Origin of the sequence: Microbacterium sp. STF-2 (genome assembly GCF_034650155.1) — a bacterium.
GTDB lineage: Bacteria > Actinomycetota > Actinomycetes > Actinomycetales > Microbacteriaceae > Microbacterium > Microbacterium maritypicum_A.
In genome coordinates, this window is record NZ_JARKMW010000001.1 from 1,159,705 (window position 1) to 1,173,083 (window position 13,379).

At 69.0% G+C, this 13,379-nt stretch carries 11 protein-coding genes; 8 read left to right on the top strand and 3 right to left on the bottom strand.

All coding sequences use genetic code 11. The annotated features are described in order from the left end of the window. Nucleotides 1-17 precede the first annotated feature (17 nt). Complete coding sequence (locus tag MicroSTF_RS05510) at nucleotides 18-1,706, bottom strand: ABC transporter substrate-binding protein (protein ID WP_029260355.1); 1,689 nt, start codon at nucleotides 1,704-1,706, stop codon at nucleotides 18-20. Between the two features lie 269 nt (nucleotides 1,707-1,975). Here MicroSTF_RS05510 and MicroSTF_RS05515 point away from each other — a divergent pair, with 269 nt between their 5' ends. Genes MicroSTF_RS05515 through MicroSTF_RS05545 form a run of 7 tightly spaced genes read left to right on the top strand, consistent with a single transcriptional unit; the run spans nucleotide 1,976 to nucleotide 9,345 of the window. Next, a complete protein-coding gene (locus MicroSTF_RS05515; RefSeq protein ID WP_029266696.1) occupies nucleotides 1,976-2,692 on the top strand; it encodes an NUDIX hydrolase in 717 nt (238 codons plus the stop codon). Next, nucleotides 2,689-4,026 carry a quinolinate synthase NadA gene (gene nadA / locus MicroSTF_RS05520; RefSeq protein WP_029266694.1) on the top strand — a complete coding sequence of 446 codons (1,338 nt, stop codon included), beginning with the start codon at nucleotides 2,689-2,691 and terminating at the stop codon, nucleotides 4,024-4,026. Before MicroSTF_RS05515 ends, nadA begins: the two co-directional genes overlap by 4 nt. Then, nucleotides 4,023-5,546, top strand: a complete 1,524-nt coding sequence (gene nadB, locus MicroSTF_RS05525; RefSeq protein ID WP_322954145.1) for an L-aspartate oxidase — start codon at nucleotides 4,023-4,025, stop codon at nucleotides 5,544-5,546. Before nadA ends, nadB begins: the two co-directional genes overlap by 4 nt. Next, nucleotides 5,546-6,397, top strand: coding sequence for a carboxylating nicotinate-nucleotide diphosphorylase (nadC, locus tag MicroSTF_RS05530; protein WP_021199582.1), 852 nt, complete (start codon nucleotides 5,546-5,548; stop codon nucleotides 6,395-6,397). The genes nadB and nadC overlap by 1 nt, the downstream gene beginning before the upstream one ends. Before the next feature lie 35 nt (nucleotides 6,398-6,432). Beyond that, the gene (locus MicroSTF_RS05535) at nucleotides 6,433-7,569 is read left to right on the top strand and encodes a cysteine desulfurase family protein (RefSeq protein ID WP_029260359.1); all 1,137 of its coding nucleotides are present in this window, start codon (nucleotides 6,433-6,435) and stop codon (nucleotides 7,567-7,569) included. A 22-nt stretch (nucleotides 7,570-7,591) separates the two neighbouring features. Next, complete coding sequence (locus MicroSTF_RS05540) at nucleotides 7,592-8,539, top strand: glycosyltransferase family 2 protein (RefSeq protein ID WP_036271863.1); 948 nt, start codon at nucleotides 7,592-7,594, stop codon at nucleotides 8,537-8,539. A gap of 32 nt (nucleotides 8,540-8,571) precedes the next feature. Continuing rightward, on the top strand, nucleotides 8,572-9,345 hold the full coding sequence (locus MicroSTF_RS05545; protein WP_029260361.1) for an SDR family NAD(P)-dependent oxidoreductase: 774 nt from the start codon (nucleotides 8,572-8,574) through the stop codon (nucleotides 9,343-9,345). 57 nt (nucleotides 9,346-9,402) lie between these two features. On the opposite strand, the gene MicroSTF_RS05550 is transcribed toward MicroSTF_RS05545, so the two are convergent. Next, entirely contained in the window at nucleotides 9,403-11,460 is a 2,058-nt protein-coding gene (locus MicroSTF_RS05550; RefSeq protein WP_297555203.1) for an ABC transporter ATP-binding protein, read from the bottom strand. A gap of 165 nt (nucleotides 11,461-11,625) precedes the next feature. Between MicroSTF_RS05550 and MicroSTF_RS05555 the strand changes: the two genes are divergently transcribed. Next, nucleotides 11,626-13,104: an MDR family MFS transporter gene (locus MicroSTF_RS05555; protein ID WP_021199577.1), complete on the top strand. Its 1,479-nt coding sequence runs from the start codon at nucleotides 11,626-11,628 to the stop codon at nucleotides 13,102-13,104. 34 nt (nucleotides 13,105-13,138) lie between these two features. Here MicroSTF_RS05555 and MicroSTF_RS05560 read toward each other — a convergent pair whose 3' ends face one another. Continuing rightward, on the bottom strand, nucleotides 13,139-13,285 hold the full coding sequence (locus MicroSTF_RS05560) for a hypothetical protein (protein ID WP_021199576.1): 147 nt from the start codon (nucleotides 13,283-13,285) through the stop codon (nucleotides 13,139-13,141). Between the last annotated feature and the right edge of the window lie 94 nt (nucleotides 13,286-13,379).

The window sequence follows — 13,379 nt, forward strand, 5'->3', positions numbered from 1 at the left end:
CTTCCCCGACTCCTTTACTACTTGACCGGCTGCAGCTGCGTCAGCACGTAGCCTGCCGCGATCGCACCCCAGGACGGCGGGAAGGCGTAGAGGTCTTCCTCGGTCGGCCAGCCCGTGTAGTCCTTCGTGTTGTAGAAGGTCTGCGTCGCGTTGATCACGAGCGGGATGTAGGGCAGGTCACGGACGATCTCGGTCTGAATCGTCGCGTACAGCTCCTTCTTCGTCGCCTCGTCGTTCGTGCTGATCGCCGACTGGATCGCGGTGTCGACGACCGGGTTGCTGTAACGGCTGAAGTTCCAACGGCCTGCCGGGACCTCCGTGCCGACGGGGCTCGTCGACTCGACGGCGGTGCCGCCGAACCAGTCGCGGTAGATCTGGAACGGGTCGGCGACGGACGTGCCGATCACACCACCCATGATCAGCTGGAAGTCGCCACCCTGACGGGAGTCGGAGAACTCCTGCCACTGCACGGTCGATGCCGTGATCTTGATGCCGGCCGCCTCTGCCTGCTCGGCGATCAGCTTCGCGGCGTCGTTGTAGTCGGTCCACCCGTCGACCGAGGTGAGCGTGAGCTCGAGCGGCACGCCACCCTTCTCGTAGATGCCGCTGGAGCCCTTGGTGTAGCCGGCGGCCTCGAGGATCGAACCAGCCTCGGCGGCGTTCGCCTCCTGCGGGCTGACCTCGTTGGCCGGATCGGCGAGCCACTTCTCGTCGCGCGGCAGCAGAGTGAACGCGGGAGAGATGTCGCCCGTCAGCCCGACGAACGCCTTGTCCTTGATGGTGGAGCGGTCGATCGCGACGTTGAGCGCCTGACGCACGGCGACGTCGGTCTGCGGACCGGTGCAGCCGAGGTCGGCGTTCGAGCAGGTGTAGAGAACCGTCGGGTCCTGGGGCGTGTTGATCCAGTCGATCTTGCCGTTGCCGGTCACGTCGTCCGGGTTCGGGATGAACATGCCGGTCCAGTCGAGCTTGCCGGCGGCGAGCAGATCCTGAGCGGTCTGGTTGTTGTCGACCGCGATGTACTGGACCTTCTTGATGCCGAGCTTGTCGGCATCACGGTAGTTCTCGTTGGCCACCAGCGTGTAGGACTCGCTCGTGGTCTTGTCGACGACGTAGGGGCCGGATCCGACGGGGTCCTCGTTCGTGAAGTTGGCGAAGTCCTTGACGTCTTTCCACACGTGCTCGGGGAGGATGTAGCTCGACCCCATCCGCTGGAATTCCGTGGTGTACTGCGCGGACGAGTAGGTCAGGACGGCGGTCGTGTCGTCGGTGGCCTCGGCGGAGACCAGACCGTTGCCTTCGGGGTTGTTGGCCTCGTAGTTGAACGAGAACGCCACGTCCTTGGCCGTGAGCGGCTCGCCGTCGCTCCACTTGAGGTCGGGCTTGATGGTCACGGTGATGACCGTGCCGTCCTCGTTGTACTCGAACGAGTCGCCGATCAGACCGACCGGCTCGGAGTCCGCGGTCTTGTTGTAGAAGAACAGCGGTTCGTAGATCGGTCCGAGCGCGCCATGAAGCACTGTCGGTGCGAACGGGTTGTAGTTCGCGGCGATCGGGGTCTGACTGCCGGCCCAGACACGCAGGGCCCGGTCGCCATCCGCGTTGCCGCTGTCGCTGCCGCCACCACAGGCCGTGAGGCCCAGGGCGAGGACGGATGCTCCGGCAATCGCGGTGAGCGCAATCTTGCGCCTTCCGTTACGGATCATTTCTCTTGTTTCCTCTCGGTGCTGCACTGCAGGAGGGATCGCTCCGGATGGAGCAGAACCCCGGAGGTGGGGTTCCTGGGCCCTGGGAGGCAGCCGGTCGGCTCCTCCCGAAGGGGTTTGTTAGGACAGTAACCTAACAAACCCCGCCCCGCCGAACAAGCTTCCCTGCGCCCGCGAGATAACGTTTCGGACTCAACGCGGACCGCCGTCATCTGCGCCCACTAAGTGTCCGAATGACACTAAGATCGATCTCGGAGGTTAAGGTGTCTATGACTCAAACTAGCGAAATCCGGGTCGCCGTCTCGACGGTCATCCTGACGTTGCGTCGCACGGACGACGGACGCGCGGTCCTCGCGCTGCCCCTCGTGCGGCGCACCCGCGAGCCGTACGCCGATCGATGGGCTCTCCCCGGCGGCTGGCTCACCCCGACCGAATCGCCCGTCGACGCCTCGGCACGCACCCTGGCCGAGACCACAGGACTCTCCCCCAGCTACCTCGAGCAGCTCTACGCCTTCGGCGCCGTCGACCGCTCCCCCACCCGGGTCGTGTCGATCGTCTACTGGGCGCTGCTGCGACAGGACGATGTGACAGCGCAGAGCGCGGCGCATCGCGCGTCCGGTCACGCGCCCGAGAACGTGGAGTGGTTCGACATCGACGAGCTGCCGCAGCTGGCCTTCGACCACGCGAAGATCATCGAGTACGCGCTGTGGCGTCTGCGCAACAAGGTCGGCTACAGCCGCGTCGCCCAGGGATTCCTTCCTGCGGAGTTCACCCTCGCCGAGCTGCGCGAAGCCTACGAGGCGATTCTCGGCCGCACCCTCGACCCCGCCAATTTCCGGCGTCAGGTGGAGGCCGCGGGCAACCTGCTCCCCACCGACCGGTTCCGCACCGGAAGCCACCGACCTGCACGTCTGTACCGCGACAACACCGACGTCGAGCTGGCCGATCGCGGCCCGCTCGGTCCCGAAGAAACGAGCACCCGATGAGTATCACCTTCGTCCCCGCGCCGGCCGTCCCGCCGCTGGACGCCTCGGTCGACCATGCGATCCAGGCCATCGTCAGCGGCGCGTCGACCGACGCCACATGCACCACCGACCTCGCCGCCGGTCCGTGGGACTTCGACGCGCGACCGGGCTACGGACCCGGCTCTTCCATGGGCGACGTGATCCCGACGGGGGCGCCGCGTCAGGGAGAGCTGCCCACCGAGTACCGCGAGGCGACGGAGGAGGAGCTCGACAGACGGATCCGCGCCGCGAAGGCCACCCTCGGCGACCGCGTCGTGATCCTGGGCCATTTCTACCAGCGCGAGGAGGTCGTGCAGCATGCGGACTACGTCGGCGACTCGTTCCAGCTCGCGACCGCGGCCAAGGGACGGACGGATGCCGAAGCCATCGTGTTCTGCGGCGTGCACTTCATGGCCGAGACCGCTGATCTGCTCTCGCAGCCCGACCAGGCGGTGATCCTGCCCAACCTCGCCGCCGGATGCTCGATGGCGGACATGGCCGACATCGACCAGGTCGAGGACTGCTGGGAACAGCTCGAAGACGTGCTCGGCGACCTCGACGCCGTCGACGCCGACGGCCGCGTGCCGGTGATCCCGGTGACGTACATGAACTCCTCGGCGGCGATCAAGGGCTTCGTCGGACGGCACGGCGGGATCGTCTGCACCTCGTCCAACGCTGAGACCGTGCTCGAGTGGGCTTTCGAGCGTGGGCGCCGCGTGCTGTTCTTCCCCGACCAGCACCTGGGTCGGAACACCGCGAAGGCGATGGGGGTGCCGCTCGAACACATGCCGATGTGGAACCCACGGCGAGCGCTCGGCGGATCCTCGGCCGCAGACCTGCTCGACTCGCGCGTGATCCTGTGGCACGGCTTCTGCTCGGTGCACCGGCGTTTCACCGTCGGCCAGATCGACCAGGCCCGTGCCGAGCACCCCGGCGTGCGCGTGATCGTGCACCCCGAGTGCCCGATGGAGGTCGTCGACGCCGCGGATGAGGCCGGTTCGACCGAGTACATCCGCCGGGCGATCGACACGGCCACCGAGCCAACCACATTCGCGATCGGCACGGAGATCAACCTCGTCCGCCGGCTCGCCGCCCAGTACCCGCAGCACGAGATCTTCTGCCTCGACCCGGTGGTGTGCCCCTGCTCGACGATGTACCGCATCCACCCCGGATACCTGGCCTGGGTTCTGGAGGAGCTGGTGGCCGGCCGCACGCCGAACCGGATCACCGTCTCCGACGATGTGGCCGACCCCGCGCGTGTGGCGCTGGAGCGGATGCTCGCGGCGAGGCCTCCGGTGGTCGCGGGCGCACGATGAACGTCATCGTCGTCGGGTCGGGCATTGCGGGACTCACCGCGGCGCTTCATGCGCACGAGGCCGGACACGACGTGACGATCGTCACCAAGCGCGACCTCGGAGACGGCTGCACCGGGCTCGCTCAGGGTGGCGTCGCCGGGATCTACGGTCCGGACGACTCCGCCGCACTGCACGCCGCCGACACCCGAGACGCCGGTGCCGGGCTGTCGGACCGGGACGCCGTGCAGGTGCTGGTCACGGACGGAGCGGCACGGATCGCCGAGCTGATCGCACGCGGTGTCGGCTTCGATCGTGCGGTGGACGGCACTCTGCTGCTCGGGCGTGAGGCGGCCCACCGCCACGCCCGCATCGTGCACGCGGGAGGTGACGCCACGGGCGCGGCGATCTCCGCGGCGCTCGTCGCGTCCGTGCGGCGGACGGACATCCCCCTCGTCGAACATGCCTTCCTGGTCGACCTGCTGAGGCAGGAAGGCGCCGTGCGCGGAATCCGGATCCTCCTCGACGGTGAGGTCTCCGAGATCCCCGCCGATGCCGTCATCCTCGCCACCGGCGGCGCCGGCCACCTCTACGCGCACACGACGAACGCGGCGGGGACGACCGGAGACGGCATCGCCGCCGCGATACGGGCGGGCGCTGCGGTCGCCGACCTGGAGTTCGTCCAGTTCCATCCGACGATCCTGGCGAAGGGCCCCGCGTTCCTCATCTCCGAGGCGGTGCGCGGCGAGGGCGCGACACTGATCGACGACGACGCCCGTCGGTTCGTGTTCGACAGCCACCCCGACGGCGAGCTCGCACCGCGCGACGTGGTGGCGCGAGCGATCGCACGCCGCGCCACGGCTCAGGCCGCCCCGGTCAGGCTCGACGCCACGATGCTCGGTGCCGAGACCCTCGCGCGGAGGTTCCCCACGATCGATCGGGTGACCAGAGAACGCGGCTTCGACTGGGCCCGCGAACCGATCCCCGTGACGCCGGCCGCGCACTACCTGATGGGTGGCGTGGTCACCGACCTCGACGGCCGCACCACCGTGCCCGGCCTCTTCGCCGCGGGAGAGGTGGCACGCACCGGGGTGCACGGGGCAAATCGTCTGGCGTCGAACTCGCTGCTCGAAGGCGCGGTGTTCGGGGCCCGTGCGGCGGCGGCGTTGACGAGACCCTGGGCGGATGTCGCGCACGGCTCCCCTCAGGCCCGCCGCCGTGCGGAAGGGAGCCGCGGTGCGATCGCCCCCGCGTTCAGCCGCGCCTCGCTGCAGCGGCTGATGTGGGAGGACGTCGGACTGCTGCGGAACAGAGACGGTCTCTCCCGCGCGCTCGACGTCCTGCAGACCTGGACCGCGGAGAGCTCGGCGCCGACGACCGTGTCGGCGCACGAAGACGCGAATCTGCTGCTGCTCGCGCAGGCGACGGCCACCGCAGCGCTCGCCCGCACGATATCCGTCGGCGCCCACCATCGTGTCGATGCGGCCGGAACCGCCGCCGATGCCTCTTCTCGCCTCCCCTCATCGATCCTGGAGCCCGTCTGATGCTGACCACCGCCACCATGAACCGCGTCGTCGGCGCGGCCCTCGAAGAAGACGCGCCCTGGGGGGACGTCACCAGTACCACGCTGCTGCCAGCGGATGCCACCGCGACCGCCGATCTCGTCGCCCGGGAACCCGGAGTCTTCAGTGGTGGAGAGGTCTTCGCCGCCGCGTTCCGGCTCACCGACGCGACTCTCGACATCGACCTGCACGTCGGTGACGGCGACGAGTTCGCCGCGGGCGACGTGCTCGCCTCGGTCTCGGGGTCGGCCCGCAGTGTGCTCACCGCAGAGCGCGTCGGCCTGAACTTCACGCAGCGGATGAGCGGTATCGCCACCCTCACCGCCGCGTACGTCGCCGCGATCGAGGGCACTGGTGCTCGCATCGCCGACACCCGCAAGACCACGCCGGGACTGCGGGCGTTCGAACGGCATGCGGTCGAATCGGGCGGCGGACACAACCACCGGTACTCGCTGTCGGATGCCGTGATGGCGAAGGACAACCACCTGGCCGTGCTCACGCGTTCGGGGCTCGACCTCGCGACGGCGCTCCGCGAGGCGCTGTCCCGCCTCCCGCACACGACCCACGTCGTCGTCGAGGTCGACCGGCTCGACCAGATCCCGGCCGTCCTCGACGGCGGTGCCCACACCGTGCTGCTCGACAACTTCTCGCTCGACGACCTGCGCGCGGGGGTGGCCCTCATCTCCGGCCGTGCCACGGTCGAGGCCTCGGGAGGCGTGAACCTCGACACGGTCGGCGACATCGCCCGCACCGGAGTCGACGTGATCTCGGTGGGGGCGCTGACACACTCCGCGCGCGCCCTCGATCTGGGCCTGGATCTGCGGATCGACTGACCGCGATGTCGCCCTCGGACCTGCCCCGCACCGGCATGCTCTACCTCGATCACGCCGCGACCTCCCCGGTACGACCGGAGGTGCTCGAAGCGATGCGGCCGTTCCTCTCCGGCGTGTTCGGAAACCCATCGAGCCATCACACGGCCGGCGAGGCCGCGGCGGGCGCGCTCGACGATGCCCGTGCACGGGTGGCGCGCGTGCTGGGGATGCGGACGGGCGACGTCGTGTTCACCGCCGGCGGCACCGAAGCGAACAACCTCGCGGTGAAGGGCATCATGCTCGCGGCTCTCGAGACGGGGCGGCGGCATCTGGTGACCTCGCCGATCGAGCACGAGTCGATCCTCGGATCCGCCGACTATCTACGACGCTTCCACGCCATCGAGGTCTCCCTCCTGCCCGTGGACTCGCGCGGACGGATCGACCCGGATGACCTGGCTGCGGCGATCAGGGACGACTCCGCTCTGATCTCGATCGGCCACGCCAACAACGAGATCGGCACCGTCCAGGATGTGTCGGCGCTCGCCGCCGTCGCCCGTGCCGCCCGCGTCCCCCTGCATCTGGATGCCGTGCAGTCGGCGGGATGGCTCCCTCTGGGTGATCTCGGCGCAGACGCGGTGTCGATCGCCGGCCACAAGCTCGGGGCTCCGAAAGGCATCGGTGCCCTGGCCGTCCGTGGGCGCGTGCCGGTGGAGCCGCTGCTGCACGGCGGCGGCCAGGAGCGCGGGAGACGCTCAGGCACCGAGAACGTCGCGGGCGCCGTCGCACTCGCGACGGCGCTGGAACTCGCCGAGACGGAACGCGTAACGGTTGCGGCGCAGGTCGGATCGGCGACCGCGCGGTTCATCACCCGGGTGCTCACGAGCATCCCCGATGCCACGCTCACCGGGGATTCCCGAGGCCGTCTGCCCGGAACGGCGAGCTTCACGTTCGCCGGCACCAGCGGGGAGTCGATTCTGCTCGAGCTGGAGCGCCGCGGGGTCATCTCGTCGAGCGGATCGGCATGCGCGGCGGGCAGCGACGAGCCGTCGCACGTGCTGCTCGCCTGCGGTGTGGCCCCCGAAGTGGCGCAGACCGCCGTACGTTTCACGTTCGATCGCGCGGCTCTGGCCCCGGATGCTCCCGAACGGCTGGCTGTGCTCGTCGCCGAGTCGGTGCGCGCGGCCCGCGGCTGAGCCACGGTCATAGACTCAGCAGGTGACTGCCTCCGCCCCGATCGTGACGCTGATCGTCCCCGGACGCGACATCGCGGCCTTCGCCCCCGCCGCTCTCGACTCGCTGCGCGCGCAGACCGAGTCACGATGGCGGGCGATCCTCATCGACGACGGCTCGACGGATGACACAGGAGCGATCTTCGACGCCGCCGCAGCCGAAGACCCCCGCTTCACGACGATCCGCCACGGGGCCTCCCGCGGTCTCGGCGCCGCGCGCAATGTCGGTCTGGAGCTCGTCGACACCCCGTACCTCGGTTTCCTCGACGGCGACGACGAACTGCTGCCGAACGCCCTCGCCCGCATGACGGAGACACTGGGCCGGACCGGAAGCGACTTCGTCGCCGGCGCCTACGTACGCTCGCGGGTCCGCGGTGACGGCTACGTCGCCGGCCGCGTGCAGCCCTGGGTCGCTGCGGCCACGTCTCCGGAGCGACTCGGCACGACCCTCGCCGCGCACCCCCTGGCGGTCTCGAACATCGTCGCCTGGTCGAAGGTGAGCCGCACCTCGTTCTGGCACGACCTGCGCTTCCCCGAGGGGGTCGCCTACGAAGACCAGGTGGTCGCGCAGCTCATGTACACCCGGGCACGCGCATTCGATGTGATCCCCGATGTGGTCGTGCGCTGGCGGCTCCGCGCCGATGGCACCTCGATCACTCAGGGCAAGGCACAGCTGCCGGTGCTGCGCGACTACCTCGCGGCCCTCCGCGGCGGCCTCCACGTGCTGCACGAGGCCGGTGCCCACGCCTCGGTGATCGCTCGCATCGAACTCATCCTCGCGATGGACGTCGCCTCGCTCCTCGAGATCGCCGAGAGCCATGCCGACCCGACCTACGCCGCCGAGGTCGACGCCTTCATCTCGGAGCTGCGGGCCCTCCCCGAGTTCGCCGACGCCGCGCCCGACCCCGCCATCGCCGCCGCGCTCGCGTGGTGATCCCCGCCCTCCGAACCCCTGACGGTGAACACATGAACGACTACCTTTCCTCCCTGTTCTCACTCGACGGTCGCACCGCCGTCGTCACCGGCGGCAGCTCCGGGATCGGCCGGGGGATCGCCACTGCACTCGCTCGCGCCGGAGCGTCGACGGTCATCGTCGCGCGCGGTGAGGATCGCGTCCGCGAGACGGTCGACGAGCTGCGCGCGCTCGGATGCCGCGCCCACGGCGTGATCGGCGACCTCAGCACGAGGGACGGGATCCACGCCGTCGGCGAAGCAGCGGCCGCACCGTTCGGCGCGCCCGACATCCTCGTCAACTCCGCCGGCATCAACATCCGCCCGCCGTTCGCGGAGATCACCGAAGACGACTGGGACGCGACGATGACAGTCAACGCCCTCGCGCCGTTCCTGCTCGGTCAGCGCTATGCGCAGGGCATGGCCGCACGCGGATACGGTCGACTCATTCACATCAGTTCCCAGCAGGCCCACCGCGCCTTCGTGGGCAGCGGCATCTACGGCGCGTCGAAAGGCGCGGTGGAATCGCTCATGCGCTCCGAGGCCGAGGCCTGGGGTGGCACCGGCGTCACCAGCAACACGCTCGTCCCCGGCTTCGTGCTCACCCCGTTGAACGCGCGGCTGCAGCAGGACCCGGAGAAGGTCGCGGAGCTCGCCGCGCGCACGATGATCGGGCGCAACGGTCTGCCGAGCGACTTCGCGGGAGCCGCGGTGTTCCTTGCCGGAGCCGGCTCGGCCTACGTCACCGGCCAGTCGCTGTTCGTCGACGGCGGCCTCTCGGTGCACTGACGCTCGCCGCCACGACGCCGCCTCAGGGTGCAGTACTCAGGGCTCAGGGCTCAGTACTCAGTGCTCAGGCGGGTAGACCCGTTCGTCCGGTCGAGGCTCGGCGAGCAGCGGCACCGCAGCGGTGATGGTCGCGACCGCATCCGCCCCCGCGGAATCGGCGGGCGCCTTGTCCGCGCGGCGATCGGCGAGGGGTGCCACGGCGCCCCCGGTCACTTCCTCCTCGACGGCGGCCTCGGTCTCGAGCACGCGCGACGCCGCTACCTGCTCGGCCGCGAGCTCGGCATACAGACCGCCGCGGGCGAGCAGTTCGACGTGCGAACCCGACTCGACGATGCGCCCGGCCTCCAGAACGTGGATCACGTCCGCGCCCATCACCGTCGAGAGCCGGTGGGCGATGGAGAGGGTCGTGCGCCCCTTCGCGGCCTCGTCGAGCGCCTCCTGCACCACGCGCTCCGAGACCGTGTCGAGTGCCGAGGTCGCCTCGTCGAGGAGCAGCACCGGAGGGTCTTTCAGCAGCACCCTGGCGATCGCGATGCGCTGTTTCTCGCCACCGGAGAGCCGGTAGCCGCGCTCCCCCACCACGGTGTCGTAGCCCTGCTCGAAGCCGGCGATGATGTGGTGGATGTTCGCGGCGGTGCAGGCGGCGATCAGTTCTTCCTCGGTCGCATCGGGCTTGGCGTAGCGCAGGTTCTCACGGATCGTGGCATGGAAGAGGTACGTCTCCTGCGACACGATGCCGACGTTGTCGATGATCGACTCCTGCGTGAGCGCGCGCACGTCGGCACCGGCGAACATCACGGCTCCTCCCTTCGCCTCGTACAGGCGAGGAGCCAGATACAGGATCGTGGTCTTGCCGGCGCCCGAGGGGCCCACGAACGCGACGTGCTGGCCGGGTTCCGCCACGAAGGACACTCCGTCGAGCGTCGGACGGGCGTCGGAGGACGCGTCCGGGTAGCGGAACACCACCCCGGCGAACTCCAGGCGTCCTCGCGGCCCGGGTGCGTCATCGACCGTGATCGCGTCGGGCGCATCCTGGATCTCGGGGACGAGGTCGAGGTATTCGAAGATGCGCGCGAACAGCGCCGACGACGTCTGCAGATCGAGCGACACCCGCATCAGACCCATCAACGGCATGAGCAGCCGCGCCTGCACCGTGGTGAACGCGACGACGGTTCCTGCGGTGATCGCCCCGGTGCCGCCGGCGATCAGGTATCCGGAGACGAGATAGATCACGGCAGGAACGCTGGCCATCAGCACCTGCACGACGGCGAAGAAACCCTGGCCGCTCATCGCCCGGCGCACCTGGAGGACCACCTGGTTGCGGTTCTCCGCCTGGTAGCGCTCCGACTCGGTGCGCTGGCGGTTGAAGGCCTTCGACAGCAGCATGCCCGAGACGCTCAGCGTCTCCTGCGTGATCGAGGTGAGCTCGGACAGCGATTCCTGCGTCTCTCCCGCGATACGTGCCCGCACCTGGCCCACCTTGCGCTGGACGAAGATCAGGAACGGCATCATGATCACGGCGATGAGCGTGAGACGCCAGTCGATCAGGATCATCGCGACGAGCGAGGCGATCACCGTGACGACGTTGCCCAGGATGCTGGTGACGGTGTTCGTCAGCACCCCGGAGACGCCACCCACGTCGTTCTGCAGGCGTGACTGGATGACGCCCGTCTTGGTGCGGGTGAAGAAGCCGAGTTCCATCGCCTGCAGGTGCTCGAACAGCTTCACACGCAGGTCGCCGGTGACGCTGTTGCCGACCGTTGCCGTGAGCCAGGTCTGGGCCACTCCGAGAGCGGCGGAGAGCAGGAAGAGACCGATCATGGCGGCGACGAGCCAGGCCAGCAGTTCGAGGTGCGGCCCTCCCCCGGCGACGGGGAACAGCGCATCGTCGAAGATCCGCTGCACGATCAGCGGCGGCACGACGGCTATCGCGGCGCCGATCACCACCAGGATGCCGGTGGAGAAGATACGCCAGCGATACGCGCGGAACAGCGAGACGACCCGCGCACCGAGGCCGTTGATCCGGGGGGCCTCGGCATTCAGCTTCCGCTGCGCGCTCTCGTCGACCCCGCGGAAGCCACCACCCCGCGGGCCACCGCCCATGCCGCCGCCCATGCTCATGGCGCCAGCGTACTCACGTGCGGGGACACCGAGGCCCGCGCCTCCGCCGTCGGCGGATATCTGTGAATTCGGAATGAAATGTCCGCGGCTGCCGTTACGCTGAGTGACTCTTGCGAACTCTCGCGATACTCCGTTTCTTCTTCGCCCTGGAGGCCGCCCATGTCTGCCGTCGATACCGGCTCCATCTCGACGACCCCCGCAGCGGCAGGGGGCGAGATCTCCCGCAAGGACATGCGGGTGATCTGGCTGCTACTGGTCGCCGCCTTCGTCGCCATCCTCAACGAGACCACGATGGGGATCGCGATCCCTCATCTGAACACCGACCTGGGCATTCCGCCCGAGCTCGGCCAGTGGCTCACGAGCGCCTTCATGCTCACCATGGCCGTGGTCATCCCGACCACCGGGTTCATCCTGCAGCGGTTCACGACGCGTCAGGTCTTCATCGCCGCGATGATCGCGTTCTCGCTCGGCACGCTCGTGGCGCTCGTCGCCCCCGGCTTCGCCGTGCTGCTCGTCGGCCGTGTGATCCAGGCGGCCGGTACCGGCATCATGATGCCGCTGCTCATGACGACGATCATGAACGTCGTGCCGCCGCAGTCCCGCGGTCGCATGATGGGCCGTGTCGGCCTCGTGATCTCGCTCGCTCCCGCCATCGGCCCGACCCTCGCGGGTGCGGTGCTCGAACTCGCCAGCTGGCGCGCGCTCTTCGGAATCATCCTCCCGATCTCCCTCATCGCCCTGTTCATGGGCGTCAAGTGGATGACGAACCTGGGTGAGACCCGCGCCGTGCCGCTCGACGTGCTGTCGATCCCGCTCGCGGCGCTCGGCTTCGGCGGCATCGTGTTCGGACTCAGCCAGTTCGGCGGCGAGGGCGGATCGGGCGAGACCGCCGGCATCATCTCGCTGGTGGTCGGCGCGGTGTCGCTCGGCCTGTTCGTCTGGCGTCAGCTCGTGTTGCAGCGCGTCGACGACGCGTTGCTCGATCTGCGCGTGTTCCGCTCCAGCAACTTCACGCTGTCGGTGATCATCATGTCGATCCTGGCGCTGTCGATGTTCGGCACGCTGACGCTGCTTCCGCAGTACCTGCAGAACGTCGCCGGTCTCAACCCGCTGCAGTCTGGCCTGATCCTGCTTCCGGGCTCGCTGCTCATGGGGCTGCTCGGGCCCGTCATGGGCCGTGTCTACGATGCGCGCGGCACGCGTCCGCTGCTCATCCCCGGCACGATCCTGGTCTCGGCGTCGCTCTTCTTCTACTCGACGGTGGGCGAGCACACCGTATGGTGGGTTCTCATCATCGTGCAGGCGGCGATGTCGGTCGGCCTGGCGATGTCGTTCACGCCGCTGTTCTCCGCCTCGCTCGGGTCGCTCCAGCGATCGCTGTACTCGCACGGTTCTGCGGTGCTGAACACGCTGCAGCAGGTCGGCGGCGCGGCCGGTGTCGCGCTGCTGCTGGTGACGTACTCTTCGATCCTGCACGCGGGCGAGCAGGAGGGGCTGTCGACCGCGGTCGCCGGCGCTCCCGGCGCCCGCATGGCGTTCCTCATCGCGGCGATCATCTCGCTCGCGGCAGTGGCGCTCAGCCCGTTCGTCCGCAAGCCCGCCGACGATGCCGGCGAGGGTTTCCACGGCGGTCACTGACCCTCCGTAGACGGCCTGCGATGGCGTCTGCCGCTTACTCGCTCTTCGGGGCGGGGAACTGGCAGACGCCATTGCTGCAATAGCCGGCAGCATCGCCCTCGAGCAGATTCAGAGAGTCCAGGAGCGGCTGCAGCCCGACGGGCGCTTCCTGCTGCACGGAGTCCTGCTGCGTTTTCTTCATCCCTCGATCGTACGCCCGCCCGGAGGCGGTGGCGCCGAACCTGCCCGGTGGGCGTCGACAGCGGGCGAACAGCTGTTCTCCCCTACGGTTGATC

Excerpts from the sequence above, each read along its gene's own strand:
- MicroSTF_RS05510 (WP_029260355.1), bottom strand. The coding sequence starts at position 1,706 with ATGATCCGTAACGGAAGGCGCAAGATTGCGCTCACCGCGATTGCCGGA.
- MicroSTF_RS05515 (WP_029266696.1), top strand. The coding sequence starts at position 1,976 with ATGACTCAAACTAGCGAAATCCGGGTCGCCGTCTCGACGGTCATCCTG.
- nadA (WP_029266694.1), top strand. The coding sequence starts at position 2,689 with ATGAGTATCACCTTCGTCCCCGCGCCGGCCGTCCCGCCGCTGGACGCC.
- nadB (WP_322954145.1), top strand. The coding sequence starts at position 4,023 with ATGAACGTCATCGTCGTCGGGTCGGGCATTGCGGGACTCACCGCGGCG.
- nadC (WP_021199582.1), top strand. The coding sequence starts at position 5,546 with ATGCTGACCACCGCCACCATGAACCGCGTCGTCGGCGCGGCCCTCGAA.
- MicroSTF_RS05535 (WP_029260359.1), top strand. The coding sequence starts at position 6,433 with ATGCTCTACCTCGATCACGCCGCGACCTCCCCGGTACGACCGGAGGTG.
- MicroSTF_RS05545 (WP_029260361.1), top strand. The coding sequence starts at position 8,572 with ATGAACGACTACCTTTCCTCCCTGTTCTCACTCGACGGTCGCACCGCC.
- MicroSTF_RS05550 (WP_297555203.1), bottom strand. The coding sequence starts at position 11,460 with ATGGGCGGCGGCATGGGCGGTGGCCCGCGGGGTGGTGGCTTCCGCGGG.
- MicroSTF_RS05555 (WP_021199577.1), top strand. The coding sequence starts at position 11,626 with ATGTCTGCCGTCGATACCGGCTCCATCTCGACGACCCCCGCAGCGGCA.
- MicroSTF_RS05560 (WP_021199576.1), bottom strand. The coding sequence starts at position 13,285 with ATGAAGAAAACGCAGCAGGACTCCGTGCAGCAGGAAGCGCCCGTCGGG.